This is a genomic window from Paenibacillus sp. Y280 (genome assembly GCF_056786335.1).
On sequence record NZ_JBXCIW010000006.1, the window covers coordinates 256,894 to 277,726 of the forward strand.

The following is a 20,833-nucleotide window of genomic DNA, read 5'->3' on the forward strand; positions in this document are numbered from 1 at the left end:
TGATCAAGCGAAGAAATTCGGAACCGGTACAACGCAACCTTTTGAAAAAACTCTCGTCAAACTTAATAATACAAAAAATTACAAAAAGGAGCTGCTATGAAAATTAGAAAAATATTCAAACCTATTATTTTTATCCTTGTCCTTATGATTATGTTTTCTGGCCATGTACATGCTTCATCCGATTCGAAAGTCAAAAGCTTGAATAATATTGTGCAAATTAGCACGCAGGAATATCATAGATCTGCGCTTGCCTTGGATCGTGAAGGTGTCGTATGGGCTTGGGGACATAATTACATGGGTGGAGTAGGGGACGGTACGACTGGATTCAAATCAGCTGCTGTACCTGTTTTGGGGGATGTTGTAAAAATTGCCTCGAGTTTCGAAAATAGCTTTGCTCTAAAAAAAGATGGAACGGTTTGGGTTTGGGGCAGAGACACCGGATTTCAAGGAGATGGAGTCTACCCTCCAGCTTCCGAATATATAACGAAACCGGTTAAAGTAGAGGGCCTTAACGATGTTGTTGATATCAAAACAGGGAGCAACCATGCCATCGCGTTAAAGTCGGATGGATCGGTGTGGAGCTGGGGAAATCCCACCTATGGTGCGCTTGGAAGAACGGAATGGAAGCAATCTATTTCAAGTTCACTGATTCCTATGAAGGTGCCTAATCTACAAAATATTGAATCCATTTATGCAGGGTCATTATTTTCTGCCGCTGTAGCGAAGGACGGAAGTACGTGGGTATGGGGTGGGCTTGGCAGTTTTAGCAATATCGATTTAATTGTAAAACATGCGCCGATTAAACTAGCTGATTATAAAGTCAAAAACATCGTTGAAATTTCGCCATACTATCGGATTTATGTGACCAAGGAAGATGGAACGTTGTGGGAGCTTCAGAAATTGATGAAGCTGAAACAAATTGCGAGCGGTGTCGAAATGATAAGCTGTGGTGTTTTCTGTGCGGTTTCCAAGAAAAATGGAGATTTGCTGTGGTGGGATTCCGCTTCGCTTTCCGTTCCTAGTTTGCAAAAACATGATTTGAATATCGGTAAAGAAGAAATACGACAATTTGATTTCCATACAAATAATCAGATTCTATTGTTAAAAACAGATGGAACCGTCAGTACTTACGATACAATCAGTTCAATTACAGGGAATGAGACCGTTGATGATAAAGAATTCCAAGCCTATGTGAAGCTCTCGGACAAGGCGTTGAAGCCGCAGCTAAGGCCCGTTTGGAAGGCGATTAATGTCAAGCTTAATGGCGTTGGAGTACCGCTCTCGGCAAATCCTATTGTTATTAAAGGAATTTCCTATATACCACTTCGGGGTGTATTAGAGGGGATGGGAGCAGAGGTTCAGTATAGTGAGGGCAATATTACGATCTCTAACTCCGATCATAAGCTGAAATTAAAGATTAGAACGACAGCAGGAATGAAAGATGGCGTGAAGTTGACGCTGGTGGGTCCTCCGCTAGTAATAAAAGGTATGACCATGGTGCCGCTTCGTTTTGTTAGTGAAGGATTGGGAGCCACAGTGGTATGGGATGCGGACAACAGAACGATTGATATTAAATCAGACAATTGAAGCTAGTTTAACGTGGGGTGGGGTTGCTATCTGACCAGAAAATAAAAAAACGAGCCTTTAGCGCTTCTAAAGGCTCGTTTCACGTATAGGGATCTTTTAACCAGCTTACTCGCAGCAATACTCGATCTACCCAATATCGGAGATGAAAACAAAAAAACCCTTGATACACAAGGGTTTCGACGTTTAAGTTATGGTGATCTGAACAGGGTTCGAACCTGTGACCCCTACCCTGTCAAGATAGTGCTCTCCCAGCTGAGCTACCAGATCGTATTAGCGACAATTAATAATATAGCAGGATAAGGAAGTGAAGTCAACACTTTTTTGGGATTTTGTAAAGAAAAGCTTACCCTTCAGATTGCAGTGCTGATGTCTAGCGGGTTATAATGCTTTAGGTAGAACAAGCTACTTAGAATCAAGTGTAAACAGCACATTGATACATAGATAGGAGATGGCTTTAAACATGTATAATAACGACATTCACAATCAGTTTGTAGAGGCCGTTCAACAATTGATTGGCAAATCAGGCATCGTCCACTTGCAAAATGATGTAGATTACAAGATCGTTGTGCAGCAATTTACCGGATTCGAAGTGTCCGAGCATTATGATGACGAGGGAGACCCGATGATTTTTAAATTATCGTTTTTAAACGAGCTCGGCAGTGAAGATTCCATCGAAATTTGGGATAGCGCTATTGTTGATCTGGACTTTACAGTGCCTGAAGTAGCGGAAGAATGGGTTACTCCCGGGCTTCAATTTATATTTGCTGTTCTCAAGGATGAGAGCAATGCCATTGAATTTTTTGCAAAATAAAAGGGCTCAGCCTATACGTGCAAGAGAGCTTGATTGTCGCTCTGCTTTGGCCAAGCAGCCTGAATATTCGTTGAGGAGATAATCAAGCTCTTGGCTGATTTTGACAACTGCCTGATCTGTGAGGTTGTTGCATGCATCAAAAATTAAGATCATTTCGGCACGTACCTCTTCAATTTTTTTCTGATAAAAACAGTGCTCCATTAAAACCCCTCCAACTTTTCAATGTGAGTATAACAATAAACGAAGGTTGTTTGAATTTGTTGATAAAACAAATGAGGAATTTGTTAGTTTATTGAACAATTCTATAATGAATACCTTCGTATTTGATTAACTACACCGCTGCGTTTATTCTGAAACATTCACATATATGGAAGAATAGTCAAATGTGAATACGAGAGATAAAATACCCCCTAAGGATTTACAGCCTTAGGGGGTACTTTCTTTAAACGCGTTATGACTCATGCGGAATATCGCATTTGTTTCGAATGAAATGGATTTGGTTTCGAATCCGGTTCAAGTGCTGCTGCTCTTCTTCGGTTTGTTCTCCGTGTACGGCTTGCTCTAGCTGCTCTAATTCCTGTAATAAGCTTGGTAAATCATGAGACGCATTCGCACAATTATAGCTGCTGTCTACATTTTCAAGCATCGCTTTTCCCTCCAATCCTGTAAGGTAGGACCTTAGCATTGTTATCCAATGTCCGTCAGTTAGTATGAGCCGTTTAACGATGGATATGCATATTGGAAACGTATACTAAAGCTAATCAAATCCGCATACCTATATAGAAAGCGCTCAGGAGGCGGTTTCTGTTGGCTGCGGATTATGCCTATTTGGCTATATGGCTATTGGGAATGTTTGGAATAATTGGTATAGTGATTGGGGCGGTGGCAGAATTCGTTATTAAAGATACATTATCGCATGATGAGCAGTTTGTATGGCGAAGGAAGCTTCCGGCAGAGACTTTCAAAAGAAAATAAAACGAAAATCCGGCGTTCGCCTAACAAGCGAATTCGTCGGATTTTTTTATGCATAGGAAGGATTAATGAAATTATTTCCATTAATTAAACGAACGAATTGATTTCTCTTTACAGGAATATGATGGTCTGCTAAACTAGCAGCAATCTATTGTCAACCTAAATAAAAATATTTTGGTTAACAATAGGAATGATTATCGGATGGAGATTATTATGACACGGAGTTACGAATGGCTTACCGCAATGAACAAGGCGCACCTATGGCATCCTTTTACCCAAATGAAGGACTATAATGACGCAGATCCGCTCATCATTGAACGTGGGGAAGGCGTCCGGCTATATGATGTGCAGGGCCGTGCTTATTATGACGGTTTCTCATCCGTCTGGCTCAACGTTCACGGGCATAACGTGCCGGAGCTCAATCAAGCGATCAGGGATCAGCTGGAGCTTGTCGCCCACAGCACTTTGCTCGGAATGGCAAATGTACCGGCAATTGAGCTGGCAGAGAGATTGGCAGTTATCGCTCCAAAAGGCTTAAATAAAGTTTTTTACTCTGATTCCGGAGCAACCGGTGTCGAGATTGCGATCAAAATGGCATTTCAATACTGGCATAACCTCGGGATAAAGGGCAAATCAACGTTTATCACGATGAATCAAGCGTACCATGGGGATACGATTGGCGCAGTCAGCGTAGGTGCTATTCCGCTCTATCATGACGTGTTCCGCCCCATGCTTTTTCCATCCCACGTGATTCCTTACCCGAATGCTTATCGCCATGAAGGCGGAGCTGCAGAAGCGATGAAAGCTACACTAACGGCATTGCGAATGCTCCTTGAGACAAAGGCTGATGAGATAGCTGCGCTAATTGTGGAGCCGATCGTGCAGGGAGCCGGTGGGATCATCGTCATGCCGCCGGGTTGTTTACGCGAGATGGCCGCGCTGTGCCGACAGTATGGCGTGCTGCTTATCGCGGATGAGGTGGCAACGGGCTTTGGCCGGACGGGTGCGATGTTCGCTTGCGATTTGGAGCAGGTCTCGCCTGATTTGATGGTTATAGGAAAAGGGCTGACTGGCGGCTATTTGCCGGTGGCAGCGACGCTTGCGACGGATGAGATTTATGATGCTTTTTATGCGGATTACACGGAACAGAAAACATTTTTCCACGGACATTCCTTCACGGGCAACCCGCTTGGATGTGCAGTTGCATTGGCAAGCTTGAAGCTGTTTGAAGAACGTAACATGCTTGAAGGCGTAAACATAAAGGCGTCCTTTGTAGAGCAAAAGCTCGCTGCGCTTAAAAACCGTCCGCATGTCGGCGATATCCGGCAAAAGGGACTGATGATCGGAATTGAGCTCGTACGCAATAAGGCTTCACGAGAGTCTTACGAATGGGCAGAACGAATTGGCGTCAGAACGAGCAGGCGAGCTAAAGAGCTAGGACTGCTTACGAGGCCGCTTGGCAATGTCATCGTGTTTATTCCTCCGCTTGCCAGCACAGAAGCTGAGCTTGCTGCAATGACGGATATTTTGGTACAAGCCATCATAGATGTCACTGAAGGTGGTTTACATTCATGAATGGGATACGCGGATTATTTGTAACGGGAACGGACACCGGCGTTGGGAAAACAATCGTTACGGGTGCTCTTGCTGCTGCGATGCGCGCTGAAGGGCTAAATGTCGGCGTATGGAAGCCTGTGCAGTCAGGCGCCCCTCTTGGCAGCGGAGCTACCGACGCAGAACGTCTGCTGCAATGCTCCGGCATTGAAGAACGGGCGGAAGCAGTGGGGCCATTTACATTTGAGGCACCTCTTGCCCCGCTGCTCGCTGCAAAGGAAGCGGGGATGAGCTTAACGCTGCGGGAGCTAATCGACGCTGGCGAGCCTTTGGCGAAGCGTTACGAGTCGCTGCTTGTCGAAGGAGCAGGCGGCGTCGCGGTTCCGCTGACTGACACCGCACTCGTAGCAGACTTGATTACGGAGCTGCGCGTACCCGTCATAATTGTGGCGCGTTCAGGTCTCGGCACGATTAACCACACGCTGCTTACGGTGTCCTTCCTCCGTGACCGCAAGATCCCGATCATCGGCATTATTTTAAACGATGGCGAATCGACAGACATACAGGACGATCCGAGTGTCGCAATGAACGCAAAGCTAATCGAACGATATTGCGGCGTAAAGGTACTCGGTCGTTTTCCACGCTTGCATGACGAGAAGAATACACAATTGTTGATCAAGACGGTAAGAGAAAAGATTCTATTGACACCTATCCTACAAGGATTAGCTGCTCAATTAACGGAGGCTGTAGAATAATGAATACAGTAGCTGGTAATGTTGAATGGGCTTCTTTTGCTCAAAAAGCGCTTAATGGCGAGCTTTTAACGGTTGAGGAAGGGCTAGCCATACTTGAAGCGGACAACGAGGAGCTGCTTCCGCTGCTGCAAGCTGCTTTTACGGTGAGGAAGCATTATTTCGGCAAAAAAGTGAAGCTGAACATGATCATCAACGCCAAAAGCGGCCTTTGTCCCGAAGACTGCGGCTATTGCTCGCAATCTATCGTATCAACTGCGCCCGTTCAAAAATATACGCTGCTCGATAAGGACACATTGGTAGCAGGAGCCCGCGAAGCGATGGCTCGCAAGGCAGGCACCTATTGCATTGTTGCGGCCGGGAAAGGTCCAACGGAAAGGGAACTGAATCAAGTCGTAGATGCGGTAAAAGAAATCCGTGATACGATGCCGCTCAAAATATGCGCCTGCTTGGGACTGTTAAAGGACGGTCAAGCCGAGCGCTTAGCGGAAGCAGGCGTACATCGATACAATCATAATCTGAATACGAGCAAAGCCAACTACCCGTCGATTACGACAACTCATACATACGACCAGCGAGTTGAAACGGTAGAGAAGGTGAAGATGCACGGCATATCTCCCTGCTCGGGCGTCATTATCGGTATGGGGGAAACGAATCAAGAAATCGTTGAAATGGCTTACGCGCTCCGCGAGCTGGATGCGGATTCGATTCCAATCAATTTCCTGAATGCGATTCCGGGGACCCCGCTTGAGAAGGCTGGACGTACTCCGGCTATAAAAGCTTTGAAGGTTCTTGCGCTGTTTCGGTTCATTTGCCCGGCAAAAGAAATTCGTGTCGCGGGCGGCCGCGAGGTAAACCTCCGTTCACTGCAGCCTTTGTCGCTATACGCTGCAAATTCGCTTTTTGTTGGCGATTATTTAACGACAGCAGGCCAAGATATTTCGGCTGATCATCAAATTATTGAAGATATGGGCTTTGAAATTGAATTGAATGCCCTTTAAGGCGGTACAGAACATGAAGTGGATGGAAGAAGAGCTTGCGAAATTGACAGATGCATCGCTTGAGCGCACCCTGCGCGAGAATGACACCGTTTCAGATCGCCCTGGCTATGTGCGGCGCGGAGAACGAGTGCTGCTAAATCTGGCATCCAATGATTATCTAGGGCTTGCACTGCATCCCGCCATTACTGAGGCGATTCGCGAGCAGCTTCTTATAGGCGGAGCAGGCTCAGGCGCTTCGCGCCTTGTAACCGGCAACCGGCCGCTGAATGGCCGCCTTGAGGAAGAGCTGGCTGCTTGGCAGAACAGTGAGGCTGCACTTGTATTTGCAAACGGCTATATGGCTAATTCAAGTGTAATAAGCGCACTCGTTGGACGAGGCGATGTCGTTTTCAGTGATCAGTTCAACCATGCGAGCATTGTGGACGGCATTGTCATGAGCCGAGCCGAGCATGCTAGATACCGCCATAACGATATGGAGCATCTGAAGGCATTGCTGAACAAGCACCGTGACAAACGGCGTAAGCTGATTGTTACAGATGCCGTTTTTTCCATGGATGGCGATCTGGCACCCTTGCAGGAGCTAGCTTCGCTCAAAAGAGAGCATGGCGCGATGCTGATGGTAGACGAGGCGCATAGCGGGGGAATTTACGGAGCGCGCGGCGAGGGGCTATGCCATGAGCTGGGTTTGCAAAATGAGGTGGATGTACATATGGGTACATTCAGCAAAGCGTTTGGCGTATACGGCGCGTATGTTTGCGGCAGTCGAACTTTAATCCGCTGGCTGATCAACAAGGCAAGGTCGTTGATTTATTCAACGGCGCTGCCCCCGTCGCTCATCGCAGGTATTTCAACCGCACTCGACTTGGTACAGGCCGAGCATTGGCAGCGTGAACATCTTCATGCGGCGTGCAGGCTGTTCCGCTCCTCTCTTTGTGCTGCCGGCTTTAACGTCGGCTCCGGGGACACGCCTATCATTCCGCTGATCGTCGGCGATAACGCAGTGGCACTTCGTTTCAGTGAAGCGCTCGAAGTTGAAGGAATCGCCGCTGTAGCGATTCGTCCGCCAACCGTTCCAATCGGAACCGCGCGCATTCGTTTCTCCTTATCGGCAGCGCATGCTGAGCATGAATTGGTCGATGCGGCCATGCGCATTCGCCGGATCGGATTGCAGCTGGGGGTGCTGAGTCCATGACAGAATTGGCTGATTATCCGTTGAATGATTCTGCCCTATTTGGCAGACCTGGCACCGGCATGAAGCAAAGCACGATCCTATGGCTGTCGGGATGGAGCATTTCGAATACAGTCTTCGACCGGTTTCATGCGTGTTTACCGGAATTTCATCATATCGCTGTAGATTACAGCAAGGCAGATACGCCAGAAGAGATGCTGGAGCTGATCGATTCGGCTGCAGAAGACGCCGGCAGTCCGCTATTGATAGCAGGCTGGTCGCTTGGCGCATTATTGGCACTTAGACTTGCTTCAAGAAGGTACGCAGACGGTCTCTTGCTGCTCGCAGGAACAGCCCGGTTTACCCGTTCAAGAGAAGAGAAGACTAGGGGATGGTCGGATGCTTATATGAGGCAGATGATTAGAAGCCTTCAGAATGACCGATTTGAAGTAGAGTTGAAATTTCGGCAGATCATGTTTACGGATTCGGAACGGGAAGCTGACTTGCCTGACAGTCTTCCGTCGATAGGTGGCTGGACAACCTCTGCTCTTATCGCGGGACTTGAGCTTTTACGTCATGAGGAGAGCTTAACTCTACTTTCACAGATGACATGCCCTGTTTTATTAATTCATGGCACCGAGGATAAGATTTGTCCATACGGCGCTGCCGGGGAGTTGATGTCCCTATTGCCAAGCGCTGAGCTGCTAACATTAACCGACTGCGGCCATGTACCGTTTATTGGAAGGGAAGCGGGCATAGCCGTCGAGCTAAGGAGATGGTGGCATGAGCAACAGAAAACAAATGATCAAACGACATTTTAATCGCAGCGCAGCCGGTACTTATGATCAGCATGCAAACGTGCAGCGCTTAATGGCGGATCGACTTGCCCAAACGCTTCAAAAGCATGCTCACCCAGAAGAACCCCCCGCGCTTCGAATACTTGAAGTAGGCTGCGGAACCGGAACGCTGACCGAAATGTTGGCTAACGAATGGTCAAGCTCCATGATTACCGCATTGGACTTGGCACCGGAGATGCTAAAAGCAGCTGAGCATCGTCTCCGTTTAGGTTCTGGACGAGCGCGCGTTCGTTTTTTGCATGCAGATGTCGAGGAGTGGGTATCCGAAGCTCCATCAGGCTCATTTGATTTGATCGTCGCTAACGCATGCTTTCAATGGTTGAGCGAGCCGAGCAAGACGCTGCGCAAGCTGCAAGGCCTGCTTCGTTCAGAAGGCTTGCTGGTGTTTACAACGTTCGGGCCGGAAACGTTTCGCGAGCTGCATGAATCATTTAATGCCGTTTATAATGCCAACGGAAAAGTCCCGCAGCGTCACGGGATTTCGTTCCAATCCGCTTCCGAGTGGAAGGGCATGCTGGCTGAAGCGGGCTTCTCAACCATTCAAGCTGAATGCTCGACTCAAATCGAAAAATTTGCTTCTGTAAGAGAGTTTCTGCACTCTGTAAAAGCGGTAGGAGCCAGCGCTTCAGAAGCTGCCGATAAACGCTACTTCGGCTCAAGAAGCCTGTTCACGAACATGTACATGGAGTATGAGAAGAGGTTCAGCCTGCCAGAAGGCATCGCTGCAACATACGAGCTTTTATTATTCCAAGCGCAAGCTGCAAAATAAATGGGGTTTCTCTGCATAATAACTCCATCTATAAGGCAATATAAGGATTGTTGTACATTCTTCTACATTGAAAGGAGCTAACGAAAAATGAGCGATTCGATTGGCGGACAAGACACGAGAGAGCAGATTGTCGCCGTGCAAAAAAACGGAGACGGTGACCTGACTGCGTTCAAAACGACAAGCGGTCGCGTGCTTGATTATGCAACGGCGCTTCAGGAAGTCCAAGCCGGAAATATTTCGGGCGTTAACGCCTTCAAGGGCAGAGATGGCGATACGTATATCCGCGGCGATGCCGACGGCGATCCGACGAACAATTTGGACCAGCTGCCTACCTTTTAGGGCAAATAGTTAATGCTCTTAAATAAACCGACAAACCAGCGTGATTTGCCTAGATCGTCCATGGATGACTAAGGCTCTAAAAGGAAAGGCGCCGCATAAGGAATATGCAGGCGCCTTTCTTATGTCTACTCTACCGTGTATTGCTTATGCTGCTCGACAATTCGCATATGGCCGGTATGGCCCTCAAATTTCTCTATAGCGTCTCCGTAGTGCATGAGCCATGTTTTTCTTTGGATTTCTTCCGGAAGGCTTAGAAGCTCCTCCAAGCAGGCGTGAACGACTCCTGGTGCTTCAAGCTGGCAATCATGATAAATCGTGGTGACGCCTTCATCAACTAATTGTTGAAGCAGCGACGGATCGAATCGCATATCGGCAGAATAGAAGAAGCTATTGTTAAATAGAAAGGAATAGCTGGGCTTATTCGAAATATGCTTCGTTTGAATGAGCTTGACCGTTAAGCCGGGATGAAGCTCAATTTCTATATTCGGCTTGAGTGGACGAACCTCAAAGAAGTGCTCCAGCTTATCTAGCGGCTCCTGCGTTAGCCCGCCGCGAAGAGTATGTTCCCAAAGCGGTTCAATTAGTGATTCGGCAATGAAAAGTACCGGCTTGCGATTATATTTGAACATCATCTGAAAAGCGTACTCCTCCAAGCCGCCAACATGATCTCCATGAATGTGACTAATCAATACCGCATCAAGCTCAGAGAAGGAATATCCCTGCTGATGCAGCGCTTTGGGAAGAGTAATACCGCAATCAACAAGCAGTCGAAAGCCGTCTGATTCAATAATGGCATTGTTGTTATCGTATTTTTTCGCAAAAGCGCTTCCTGTTCCAATCATCTTTATGTTCATGATAAAACCTCCTCAGCATTCCACATAAGTACTGTACCAAAAATTGTGTATCCCTGACAATTGCAGATGCACATTCGCCCTTCCCTACATACAATGCTAAAGCGAAACGTATAGTGGAGGCGAACGAAGGATGAGCAAAGGAAAAGGTAAAGTAGCGAAGAAAAAAACACCGGCAAGCGATCGCAAGCATTATAATTACAAGCTGGTGCTATCGGACACTTGTGCGGTGTGCAAGACGCCGTGCGCAAGGGGAATGAGCTATTTGGCAAGGATGAGACAGCCCGGCACACTAGGGAAGGGCGTACCTTGCGTACTAACGAGAACGTTTGGGTAATAGCATCATTTCATTTCGGTATTTCCCAGGCAAGCGCATGTTTCAACAGCGTTTGACAATACTGGTCGAATTATGCTTAGGGGTGCAAATAGATTTGTCCAAAGCGCAACTTTGGTAATGCAAGCGAGTATAACCATACATCCAGCTATCGGATGGAGGGCTTACATCTATGAAACTCACAAAAGTTGCTATTCTGCTGCTGTTGCTATCGGTTTGGGGCGGAACCATGCTGTTCGCAGATTCTGCAACACAGAAGGTTCGCGTCATCATTAATGGCAATGAGCAGGATGACGGTGGTTTAGTCACAGACAGCAAAACCTATTTGCCGCTTCGTCAATTAGCCACATCAATGCAAGCGATCGTTGAATGGGATAATCAAAGCAAACGAGCAGCCGTGTATAAGCCAAATGTGCATATGTTTCTTTTCCAAAATAATGCGGTATTCGGAAATGTATCCAAGGGCTATCAAGCGAAGTTCAAAGTGTTTGCTCAGATCGATAATTTGAAGACGGATATCGTCGCTGTGAAAGTCTCGATCTTTGACCCATATGGTAAAGAGAAAGTAATTCAAACGGAAGCCGTAACAACGAACAAGGACAATTTTTGGTTTGCAACAGATGAAATTGATTATAAGTTTGAAGCTAGCGGAAAATATCCGATTCGTTTCTTTGTCAAGCTGCAAGGTTCGGATGAATGGACGCCTGTCTCTGAAAAATTAATTTCTTCCCAATAATGCATAGGCAAAGCCAAGGCGCTCCTCTACTGCGAGGGGCGTCTTTGTTTGACCGTAGATAGAGTGTCATGTTACTATACGATAGTCTGTAAACATTATTGAAATGGGGTAATATCATGAGCGAGCATCAGCATGGAGATGATTGCGGCTGTGGTCAAGATCACGAGCATGAAGAGCATGTCTTTATCGTGACTGACGACGAGGGCCAGGAACGCGAGATGGTCATGGTTTATACGTTTGAATCCGAAAACAATGTGTACGCAGTATTGCTGGATCGCAACGATCCGGAAGCAGACGGCGTCATTTTCCGTATTGAAGAAGAAAACGATGAGTCCTTCCTTGTTGGCATCGAAGACGATGCCGAGTGGGATCGCGTAACGGCGATCTACGAGGAAATTGCACGTACGGAGAGCGAAGGGAACTAGTTCCGGGTCGCCATCTTACGAGCTTGCAGCACACAAAAAATCCGCGAGCGCCGCTTGCGGATTTTTTTGTGTGCGCCTGATTATTTGCGCGGATTATAATAAATCGTTCGGCCATTGAACATGGTCAGCTCTGCTTGCAGCTGCTTGGCGATATATTTGCACAGCTCATTTGCTTTCGCCTTGTCGCCGTGGGTAGATTCGTCGGGAAGAACGACCTGCACGCAGGGTACGACTTTGCCAGACACGGTCTCTGTTTCGCTTGGGCCAAGTATAATATGCTTATAAAGAGGATTAATACCCTTCAAATAAAACCAACGTTCATCCTGCTTTGATTCGATCGTATAAGGGAATGCTGCTTCGGCGTAATCCCAATCTAACTGTAAGCCGGTTAGCTTCGTTTGCTCTTGGTAATGCAGGAGCTGGCTTTGCACTTCCTCTAATGTCAGCTTCTCCACGGATGATCCTTGCACAAATTTTATGTAAGCGCTTTGACTCATCGTATCTCACCTCTGCAAACATCATAGCATGCAAGAAATCGGTTGACAATAAGTGGCATTCCGGAAAAATGGAGCGAAAAAAAACCGACCCTCGAAGCATTGTTGTGCTTCATTAAGTCGGTTTACAAGCTTTAATTATGAAATAGCCGTTTCTTCAACGATTACTTTCACATATTCGATGCTGCGATCCTCAGGTCCTTTGACCGGCAGGCCGACTTGGACGTGATCAACGATATAATCGATATTTTTTTGCGTTATAACCTCGCCCGGCAGCAGAATCGGGATGCCCGGCGGATATACGTAGATAAATTCCGCAATAATTCGGCCCGCTGATTCCTTGAATGGCAGCACTTCCGTCTGACCGTAGAAAGCATCGCGCGGCGATAAGGAAAGCTGCGGGATATCTGGGATTTTGACAACTAATTCACGCGCTTCAGCACCATCATGGAACCGCTCTGACAGGCCGCGAAGCGCAATTAATAATTTTGATACGGAATCAGAGGTATCTCCAGGCGTAACTAAGCAAAGAATGTTATACATGTCGCTCATTTCAATTTCCACATTATAGTTGTCGCGAAGCCAGTTTTCCGTCTCGTAGCCGGTAATGCCAAGGTGACGGACATGAATGGAAACTTTAGTCGGATCGTAATCATAGGTAGCCTCATCACCGAGAATTTCTTCTCCGAAGCAATACAGACCTGGAATCTCATTGATTTCCTTACGTGCAAGCTGGGCAAGCTCAATCGCGCGCTCAGCGATAGCATGTCCGTTCAAAGCAAGATTGCGTCTCGACGAATCCAGCGATGCCAGCAAGATGTAGGATGTCGACGTTGTCGTCAGCATACTGATTACAGTCTGAATGCGATGCGGGTTGACTCTGCCCTTGCGGACATTGAGCACCGAGCTTTGTGTCATGGAGCCGCCGAGCTTATGAACGCTAGTCGCAGCCATATCCGCGCCAGCCTGCATAGCGGACATTGGCAGCTTCTCATGGAAATGAATGAGCACGCCATGCGCCTCGTCCACGAGGACAGGGATGTCGAAGGTATGAACAAGATCGACAATCTCTTTGAGGTTGGCGCATATGCCAAAGTAAGTCGGGTTGATGACAAGCACGGCTTTGGCATCAGGGTGGCGCTCGAGCGCTTTGCGGACGGATCGAGTCGTGATGCCGTGGTCGATACCAAGATTATTGTCTCGCGCAGGCGAAATGAATACAGGTCTAGCGCCTGCAAAAATAATGGCAGCCATAATGGATTTGTGCACATTGCGAGGAACGATAATTTTGTCCCCAGGCGCGCATACCGATAAGATCATGGTTATAATTGCGCCGCTTGTTCCTTGCACAGAGAAATAAGTATAGTCCGATCCGAAGGCGTCAGCAGCCAGCTTCTGCGCTTCTTCAATAACGCCTGTCGGTTGATGCAGGTCATCAAGCGGTGCTATATTGATTAAATCGATCGACAACGCGTTATCGCCGATAAATTCGCGAAATTCCGAGTCGCTGCCCAATCCTTTTTTGTGTCCGGGAATATGAAACTGAACGGGATCCTGCTCCGCATGTCGGCGAAGCGCGGTGAAGAGCGGGGTTTTATTGTGATCCATCGCTATCATCCCTGCCTTTCATTAAGAGGTAACAAACAAAGTTGAGTATAGCAAATACAGGGGGGATTGCAAGCTACATTTTTTTAATAATTTGTGAGTCTGTCTTATTTGTTCTTCAATTGTTCATACATGATGGATAAAAGGATATGGTAACATAGGTTGGTGGAGGGGTTGCAGCATGAAAGATAAACGAATGCTTATTGTAATGGCTATTCTAATGACAACATTTATAGGATTCGGCATTATCATTCCGGTTATGCCTGAAATTATCCAAGCAGCGGATCCAAGCAAAGCAGAATTACATACGGGACGGATGCTGGCTATTTATTCTGCTGTTTCGTTCATTCTATCACCTTTCTGGGGGAGCTTGTCCGACCGTATTGGCAGACGGCCAATTATTTTAGTCGGCGTTCTTGGATTTGCAGCGAGCTTTTTGCTGTTTGGGCTGTCCTCCGGCAATTTGACGCTTATGTATCTTTCTCGTGTGCTTGGCGGCTTGTTCTCGGGTGCAGTTGCTTCCGTTATCGTTGCGTATGTCGCAGACATAACGCCGCCGGAGGAGCGGACAAAGGGAATGGGGCTCGTCGGCATGTCGATCGGCCTTGGCTTTACGATAGGACCGGGCGTTGGCGGTTTGCTCAGCGTGGTCACGCTAGAAACCCCTTTTTACGCTGCATCGGCCTTGGCGCTCATTACCTTCGTGCTTGCCGCGGCGAAGCTGAAGGAATCACTTGCGCCAGAACAGCGGAGAAGCAAGTCGGAGAAGCGGGTATCGCGCCTTGCGGCTTTTACTGGACCGCTTAAATATTTGTACGTATTGGCGTTCTTCGTAACGTTCACGCTCGCGGGAATGGAAGCAACGCTGCAGTTTTTTGGAATGCGGCGGTTTGACGTCACTCCGCTGCAGGTCGGCATATTATTTTTTGTATGCGGGTTTGTCGGTGCGCTTGTGCAAGGGGGCATTGTACGCAGGCTTATCAAGAAAGGCGAGGAGCCCAAATATATCGCTTTAGGGCTCATCATTTCAGCTATTGGTTTTTTCCTATTGCTCGCCGCACATTCCTTATGGTGGGCTACGATGTCGCTTGCTGTATTTGGAATCGGCAACTCCTTGATCCGGCCGTGCGTTACGTCGCTCATTACGCAGAAGACGACTGTCGGTACGGGCGTTGCATCCGGTCTAAGCTCGTCCATGGATAGCTTAGGCCGCATAGCAGGGCCGCTGCTAGGCTCCTTCTTCTTCACGATTGAAATGGGACTTCCTTATTTGCTTGGCGGCATATTGTGCTTGGCAGCTCTGCTCCTGCTGCTTCGCTTCCGCCAATTGGACAAGATCAGCTTTCCGGAAAGCGCGGCAGATACGGCTAAATAACAAATAAAGTTGCTGTCTCAAACGTACTAAACTCGCTAGAGAAATAGGTTGCTTTTGAACAAAAATTGAAAGAAAAGATGGCGGTGCAGGGACTATTCCTGTACCGCCATCTTTCTATTTTGAGCTTTTGCAGCCAAATGGAAGAACTTCCACAAACATCGATTGCAACTAATCAGGCATGTGGGCGGTGGTGGAAATGAGAGCTTCAGCGGACAGTGATTCCTTTATTTTACTAATTCAACGATTATTGTGGCGTTCGCGGACTCAGGTTTCGCCATCACTCGGAAAACCCCATTTTAACCTCGTTTAAATGGAGGGACGGATCTCCTGTCCGCATAATGCGCCTAAATGGTCATAACGCTAAAATAGCGGAACTGCAGTCCGTTCTTTATCTTACAATAAAAGTAAAAATGAATAAGACAAATATCAACCAAAAAAGCCTCCAACCACAACTTGAAAGTAGAGTTGGAGCATTAGCTTTCTTATGATCCGCACTTCAACGGTGGACGAAAGAAACCATGATAAGGCTTTGGTACAGATCTACTATTCAAAAAACCCCTTTTGCGCGAAAATCATTTTTCTGAAATTAAGCTGGCAATCGGTCTGCAGTCGTAGACGGTTTACGACTTAGGGCGAGAAACAATTCCCTTCTCTGGACGTTTTTGCTGACCAGACTTTCCCACTATGATTAGTAATGTCAAAACAAAAGATAACCGTAAAGGGAAAAGGAGTCGGGAACAAATGAATAGATTGACAGAATGGTCGTTCCGGAATAAGGCGGCCATGATACTGATCGTCATTATGGCATTAGCGATGGGGGTTATCAGCTATTTCAGGCTGCCGATGGAGTTTTTGCCGGCATCAGACAATCCTCAGGTCATGATTACCGTTATTGGACCGGGCAGTGACGCGAAGTCGATGGAGCAGATGGTTACGAACCCTCTGGAGGAGGCCGTAGCGTTCGTGAAAGGGAAGACTGATATGCTCTCGACTTCAGGTGACGGATACGCTCAAGTTAATTTGAATTTTGATTCAAAAACGAATATGAAGGAAGCGAAGGCGGAAATTGAACGGATAGTGGATCAGGTACCGCTGCCTGCAAATGTGATGAAGCCTTTCGTCGTTCAATTCAATACTTCCATGATTCCTCTCGCTTGGGTAACGTTAACCTTTGAAGAGGGAATGAGCGAACAAGAAAAGGAAGCAAAGCTTAAAGAGGTGTCGATGGCGCTTCAGAAGTCTGAAGGTGCGGGACAGGTCAGCATAAGCGGCAAATCGTCGCCGTCAGTGCATGTTGTACCGCTAACGGATAAGCTTGCTGATGCGGGTATTCCAGTACAAGCACTAATGGGCGTTCTGCAGGGCAGAGGGACTTCGGTATCTATCGGTGAGCGTACATTGGACGGAGCAGCCAGCAATCTAAATGTATATGATCATGTGACGGATGTGGAAACGCTGCGCACGCTCCCCGTCGCTGCCGGCGTAAAGCTTGGAGACGTGGCGACTGTTGAGCTTGCCAAGGAACAACAAAGCATCAGCCGGATGAACGGCAAGGATGCGGTAATGTTCACCATCTCTAAATCTGCCGATGCGAATGCAGTTACTGTCGGTCAAGGAATCGAGAAAACTGTAGAGCAGCTAAACGCTGATATCAATGGAATTAATGCTTCTATTATTTTAAGCACATCCGACTCGGTCGTCACTTCCGTTAACAGTATGATGCGTGAAGTGCTGCTTGGCGCTTTGTTTGCAACGATCGTTATATTGATATTCATGCGCAATTTTAAAGCGACGATCGTGACAATCGTCTCGATCCCGCTTTCGCTCGGCATTACGCTTTATTTGCTGCAGCTCTCTGGCGTATCGCTTAACATCATTACGCTTGGCGGCGTAGCGGTAGCGGTTGGCCGACTAGTGGACGATAGTATCGTAGTCATTGAGAACATTTTTAGAAGGCTGCAAAAGGAATCCTTCTCCGTTAAGCTCATAACGGATGCAACGAAGGAAGTAGCTTCCGCCATTACTTCATCAACACTCGTAACGGTTGCGGTATTTTTACCGATGGGCCTTCTGCGCGGCTCGCTGCAAGCATTCCTGCTGCCATTCGCGCTTACGGTTGCTTACTCGCTGATAGCCTCACTCTTAGTAGCGTTGACCGTCGTACCGATTCTAAGCGCGCTCTTGCTGCGCGGAACGAAGGAGAAGGAGCATGCGGGTTCTCCCAAATTCGCAGCTTTCATTCGCTGGAATCTTGCCCATAAATTAGTACCGTTAATTATCGCTGTACTGCTGTTAGCCGGCTCGATTGGTGCTTACATATCAATGCCTAAAGGAGCTCTTGACACCTCCAGCGCCGAGAACGTTAGAGTAACGCTGCAATATCCGAGCGAAACGTCAGCAGATAAAATGCTCGCTGCCGGCAAGAAGTTTGAATCCTATTTGACAGGCAATAAAGATATCGAATGGGTTTTGATGGTGCTTGGCAATAGCGCCGACGCGGCCAAAAACGGGTCTGTTTCATCGCCTACGCTCATTACTTATTTGATTGACCTGAAGGATAACGTCGACGCTGAGCTGTTTATAGATAACGTAAATTCACAAAAGGATCAATATAAAGAGGCAACGTTAACGGTTAATGCTACCGATTTAATAATGGGAGGCAAACAGCCGCAAATCAATATTGACGTGACTGGCGACGATTCTGAGCAGCTTGCTCAAGCCGCACAACAGCTTATCGCAGCTATTAAGCCGATTGATGGCGTACAAAAGGTAGTCAGCAATCAAGAGGAGAAGAAATCGGTTTTCTCCTTCCATGTCGATCCTTCGCTTGCGAAAGGTCAAGAGTTGGCGATGCAGCTGCAAGGCATGCTTAACCCGGTGCCGATTGGCATGATTCGAATAGAGGATAACGATACGCCTGTAATTTTGCAGCCGGCATTGAATCCAGATTCAAAGGCTGAGCTTGAGCAGTTGACTGTGATGACGGAAACAGGCGCCACTCCTATATCGAAGGTTGCGGAATTGGTACGCACCGAGGAGCCCGCGCTTTACTACCATAAAGAAGGAAAGACTTATATCCGAGTAACAGCTAACGCTGACCCTAAGGAGCTTTCGGTTGTTGGTGATAAAATCAACAAAGCGACGAAGGAGATTAAGCTGCCGAAGGGCGTAACGCTTATGATAGGCGGAGCATCAGCCGAACAATCGAGAGATTTTGCAGACCTCGGATTAACAGCGCTTATTTCCATCGGTATCGTGTATCTGATTATGGTGATGACCTTCAAAACGCTTCGCGCGCCACTTGCGATTATGATTTCACTGCCGCTTGCAGCCATCGGTGCCGTAACGGGCTTGCTCGTCTCGGGCGTAACGCCGGATTTCACGGCGATGTTCGGAGCGCTGATGCTGATCGGAATCGTCGTCACGAATGCGATCGTATTGATTGATCGCGTGAAGCAAAACGAGCAGACGATGTCGATTCGCGAAGCGCTGATCGAAGCGGCCACGACGAGGATGCGTCCGATCGTCATGACGGCGGTAGCGACGGTATCTGCAATGCTGCCACTCTTATTCGGTTCGCATGAATCGGGAAGCATCGTATCCCAAAGCTTAGCTATCGTCGTAATCGGGGGCTTGACCGCAGCAACGCTGCTTACGCTGATCATCGTTCCATGCGTGTATGAGCTGCTATTCTTCCGCACCTCGCGGAAACAACGGCGCGCTGGCGCAGCTTCCGCGCAAGCGGAAGCCGCAGCAGCACTGCTGGATTAAACAGAAAAGGCTGTACCGCTGAGGTCGAAATCGACCTTAGGGTACAGCCTTTTTTTTATAAGTTCGCCATGCGGTAGAGCGGCATGAGCGTATCATAGGTGGAGGAAGCTAGCGCCAGCAGCGCATCGCCGTCTTGAAGGATCGGATCATCCGCCTTCACATGAAGACCGATTAGCAGCTCAGCCTTCTGCACGTCACGGAAGCGGACAAGCGCGTCTTTCCAATCCTGCTTCGACATACCGCTGATCGCGATAGAATCCTTCTTCATATGATCCAATGAGAGCACATAATGCTTAGGAACGGTTGCGATTACGTCGTCGATCTGCTTCAAGAAGGCCTTCGCAATGTTGGCTTTGTTCGGTACTTCATAAATAAGCGCAAGCCATATAAATAAATGATCATCGAACAAGCCAAGCTGAAAATGCGGATGAGCCTTGTAGCCGCGTTTATTGCTGCAAATCGCGAGCCAAGTATCCTTCGGCGGGTTTACTTTGCGGCGAGCATGCCTTGCGACATGCAGATACATTTCATTGCCGGCATGAACGGCCGTATCTACGCTGAGCTGCTCCCCGAGCGCACGGAATTTAGGTTGAATTTGATTTTGAATAGCGGCCATTCTTTCTTCGAGACCCTCGAGTCCAAAAACATCAAAGTCAGCCTGCGTGAAGCCAGCAAGAGTAGTAGAAGCAGAAGCTGCAGCAGCAGTCTGTGTAGTCATCGTTATAGTCTCCTTCGGTTAACAAGAATCATTGATGCAATAATTTTAAATAAAAGATGGCGATTTGCGTACGGTCGCGGAGCTCAAGCTTATTTAAGATTTCGGTTATATAATTTTTGACGGTGCCTTCGCTCAAAAACAAGGAGGCGGCAATTTCTTTGTTTGATTGGCCATCCGCAATGAGGCGGACGATTTGGCTTTCTGCCGGCGTGAGGCCGCTGATCGTCAAGAGTTTATTTGTATCGGTGCGAGGCGACTCGAGCATGCCAGCAAGCTTGCGCGCAATTTCAGGGTGAATGAGCACAGAGCCCTCATGCACCGTCTTAATGCCGCTGATGATGCGGCTTGGCGGGACATTTTTGAGCAGATAGCCGTTCGCACCGTTCCGAATGGCTTGCGCGATATATTCATCATCGTCGAAGGTCGTCAGGATGAGGACAGCAGGGGGATGCTCAAGTGCTCGCAGCAGCTTTGTGCCCTCCACGCCGTCGCAGACAGGCATCCGAATGTCCATGAGGACCACGTCAACTGGATGCTGGCGGACAAACACTGCTGCTTCCTGTCCGTTTGCGCATACGCCGGCAACCTGCAAATCACTATCCAAATCCAATATAACTTTCATGCTCTCTCGAATAAAAGGATCATCATCCACTACCAGCACTTGAATCATAAGCTCGAACATCTCCATTTCTAAGCGAGCAGTATCTTCATTAT

General features: G+C 47.7%; 22 protein-coding genes and 1 tRNA gene. 15 read left to right on the forward strand and 8 right to left on the reverse strand.

Annotation, left to right across the window (positions count from 1 at the left end; genetic code table 11):
• The first annotated feature begins 96 nt into the window (after nt 1-96).
• Nucleotides 97-1,587, forward strand: a complete 1,491-nt coding sequence (locus AC1TPC_RS10685) for a stalk domain-containing protein (protein WP_482066833.1) — start codon at nt 97-99, stop codon at nt 1,585-1,587.
• A gap of 191 nt (nt 1,588-1,778) precedes the next feature.
• On the opposite strand, the gene AC1TPC_RS10690 is transcribed toward AC1TPC_RS10685, so the two are convergent.
• Nucleotides 1,779-1,854: transfer RNA gene (locus tag AC1TPC_RS10690), tRNA-Val, on the reverse strand.
• Between the two features lie 193 nt (nt 1,855-2,047).
• On the opposite strand from AC1TPC_RS10690, the gene AC1TPC_RS10695 reads away from it, so the two are divergent.
• Complete coding sequence (locus tag AC1TPC_RS10695; protein ID WP_482066834.1) at nt 2,048-2,398, forward strand: hypothetical protein; 351 nt, start codon at nt 2,048-2,050, stop codon at nt 2,396-2,398.
• Between the two features lie 6 nt (nt 2,399-2,404).
• Here AC1TPC_RS10695 and AC1TPC_RS10700 read toward each other — a convergent pair whose 3' ends face one another.
• Nucleotides 2,405-2,599: a Spo0E family sporulation regulatory protein-aspartic acid phosphatase gene (locus AC1TPC_RS10700; protein WP_482066835.1), complete on the reverse strand. Its 195-nt coding sequence runs from the start codon at nt 2,597-2,599 to the stop codon at nt 2,405-2,407.
• Nucleotides 2,600-2,849: 250 nt separating this feature from the next.
• Nucleotides 2,850-3,044: a DUF2524 domain-containing protein gene (locus AC1TPC_RS10705; RefSeq protein WP_482066836.1), complete on the reverse strand. Its 195-nt coding sequence runs from the start codon at nt 3,042-3,044 to the stop codon at nt 2,850-2,852.
• Between the two features lie 161 nt (nt 3,045-3,205).
• Here AC1TPC_RS10705 and AC1TPC_RS10710 point away from each other — a divergent pair, with 161 nt between their 5' ends.
• The 8 genes from AC1TPC_RS10710 (at nt 3,206) to AC1TPC_RS10745 (ending at nt 9,810) form a co-directional block, all read left to right on the forward strand.
• Entirely contained in the window at nt 3,206-3,373 is a 168-nt protein-coding gene (locus tag AC1TPC_RS10710; protein WP_482066837.1) for a hypothetical protein, read from the forward strand.
• A 210-nt stretch (nt 3,374-3,583) separates the two neighbouring features.
• Entirely contained in the window at nt 3,584-4,945 is a 1,362-nt protein-coding gene (gene bioA, locus AC1TPC_RS10715; protein ID WP_482066838.1) for an adenosylmethionine--8-amino-7-oxononanoate transaminase, read from the forward strand.
• Nucleotides 4,942-5,679 carry a dethiobiotin synthase gene (bioD, locus tag AC1TPC_RS10720; RefSeq protein WP_482066839.1) on the forward strand — a complete coding sequence of 246 codons (738 nt, stop codon included), beginning with the start codon at nt 4,942-4,944 and terminating at the stop codon, nt 5,677-5,679. Before bioA ends, bioD begins: the two co-directional genes overlap by 4 nt.
• Nucleotides 5,679-6,677, forward strand: coding sequence for a biotin synthase BioB (gene bioB, locus AC1TPC_RS10725; RefSeq protein WP_482066840.1), 999 nt, complete (start codon nt 5,679-5,681; stop codon nt 6,675-6,677). Before bioD ends, bioB begins: the two co-directional genes overlap by 1 nt.
• A 13-nt stretch (nt 6,678-6,690) precedes the next feature.
• Nucleotides 6,691-7,869, forward strand: a complete 1,179-nt coding sequence (bioF, locus tag AC1TPC_RS10730; protein ID WP_482066841.1) for an 8-amino-7-oxononanoate synthase — start codon at nt 6,691-6,693, stop codon at nt 7,867-7,869.
• Nucleotides 7,866-8,666 (forward strand): alpha/beta fold hydrolase, encoded by an 801-nt coding sequence (locus AC1TPC_RS10735; RefSeq protein ID WP_482066842.1) that lies wholly within the window; start codon nt 7,866-7,868, stop codon nt 8,664-8,666. Before bioF ends, AC1TPC_RS10735 begins: the two co-directional genes overlap by 4 nt.
• Entirely contained in the window at nt 8,629-9,471 is an 843-nt protein-coding gene (gene bioC / locus AC1TPC_RS10740) for a malonyl-ACP O-methyltransferase BioC (RefSeq protein ID WP_482066843.1), read from the forward strand. Before AC1TPC_RS10735 ends, bioC begins: the two co-directional genes overlap by 38 nt.
• Nucleotides 9,472-9,558: 87 nt before the next feature.
• The gene (locus AC1TPC_RS10745) at nt 9,559-9,810 is read left to right on the forward strand and encodes a DUF3892 domain-containing protein (protein ID WP_482066844.1); all 252 of its coding nucleotides are present in this window, start codon (nt 9,559-9,561) and stop codon (nt 9,808-9,810) included.
• Between the two features lie 125 nt (nt 9,811-9,935).
• Here AC1TPC_RS10745 and AC1TPC_RS10750 read toward each other — a convergent pair whose 3' ends face one another.
• Nucleotides 9,936-10,664, reverse strand: a complete 729-nt coding sequence (locus AC1TPC_RS10750) for an MBL fold metallo-hydrolase (protein ID WP_482066845.1) — start codon at nt 10,662-10,664, stop codon at nt 9,936-9,938.
• Nucleotides 10,665-10,794: 130 nt separating this feature from the next.
• Between AC1TPC_RS10750 and AC1TPC_RS10755 the strand changes: the two genes are divergently transcribed.
• From AC1TPC_RS10755 to AC1TPC_RS10765, 3 genes are all read left to right on the forward strand, one after another.
• Nucleotides 10,795-10,998, forward strand: a complete 204-nt coding sequence (locus tag AC1TPC_RS10755) for a hypothetical protein (protein ID WP_482066846.1) — start codon at nt 10,795-10,797, stop codon at nt 10,996-10,998.
• A 169-nt stretch (nt 10,999-11,167) separates the two neighbouring features.
• Nucleotides 11,168-11,731 carry a stalk domain-containing protein gene (locus AC1TPC_RS10760; protein ID WP_482066847.1) on the forward strand — a complete coding sequence of 188 codons (564 nt, stop codon included), beginning with the start codon at nt 11,168-11,170 and terminating at the stop codon, nt 11,729-11,731.
• Nucleotides 11,732-11,847: 116 nt separating this feature from the next.
• Complete coding sequence (locus AC1TPC_RS10765) at nt 11,848-12,156, forward strand: DUF1292 domain-containing protein (RefSeq protein ID WP_169083213.1); 309 nt, start codon at nt 11,848-11,850, stop codon at nt 12,154-12,156.
• Between the two features lie 80 nt (nt 12,157-12,236).
• Here the strand turns inward: AC1TPC_RS10765 and AC1TPC_RS10770 are convergent, their stop codons facing one another.
• Together AC1TPC_RS10770 and AC1TPC_RS10775 are read right to left on the reverse strand one after the other, a co-directional pair.
• Nucleotides 12,237-12,653, reverse strand: a complete 417-nt coding sequence (locus AC1TPC_RS10770; protein WP_482066848.1) for a DUF1885 family protein — start codon at nt 12,651-12,653, stop codon at nt 12,237-12,239.
• A gap of 135 nt (nt 12,654-12,788) precedes the next feature.
• Complete coding sequence (locus AC1TPC_RS10775) at nt 12,789-14,258, reverse strand: aminotransferase class I/II-fold pyridoxal phosphate-dependent enzyme (RefSeq protein WP_482066849.1); 1,470 nt, start codon at nt 14,256-14,258, stop codon at nt 12,789-12,791.
• A gap of 178 nt (nt 14,259-14,436) precedes the next feature.
• On the opposite strand from AC1TPC_RS10775, the gene AC1TPC_RS10780 reads away from it, so the two are divergent.
• Both AC1TPC_RS10780 and AC1TPC_RS10785 read left to right on the forward strand, forming a co-directional pair.
• Nucleotides 14,437-15,630 (forward strand): MFS transporter, encoded by a 1,194-nt coding sequence (locus AC1TPC_RS10780; RefSeq protein ID WP_482066850.1) that lies wholly within the window; start codon nt 14,437-14,439, stop codon nt 15,628-15,630.
• A gap of 741 nt (nt 15,631-16,371) precedes the next feature.
• Nucleotides 16,372-19,401 carry an efflux RND transporter permease subunit gene (locus AC1TPC_RS10785; protein ID WP_482066851.1) on the forward strand — a complete coding sequence of 1,010 codons (3,030 nt, stop codon included), beginning with the start codon at nt 16,372-16,374 and terminating at the stop codon, nt 19,399-19,401.
• A 55-nt stretch (nt 19,402-19,456) separates the two neighbouring features.
• Here the strand turns inward: AC1TPC_RS10785 and AC1TPC_RS10790 are convergent, their stop codons facing one another.
• Both AC1TPC_RS10790 and AC1TPC_RS10795 read right to left on the reverse strand, forming a co-directional pair.
• Complete coding sequence (locus AC1TPC_RS10790) at nt 19,457-20,119, reverse strand: DUF1054 domain-containing protein (RefSeq protein WP_482066852.1); 663 nt, start codon at nt 20,117-20,119, stop codon at nt 19,457-19,459.
• 28 nt (nt 20,120-20,147) lie between these two features.
• Nucleotides 20,148-20,789 carry a response regulator gene (locus AC1TPC_RS10795; protein ID WP_482066853.1) on the reverse strand — a complete coding sequence of 214 codons (642 nt, stop codon included), beginning with the start codon at nt 20,787-20,789 and terminating at the stop codon, nt 20,148-20,150.
• Nucleotides 20,790-20,833: the final 44 nt, after the last annotated feature.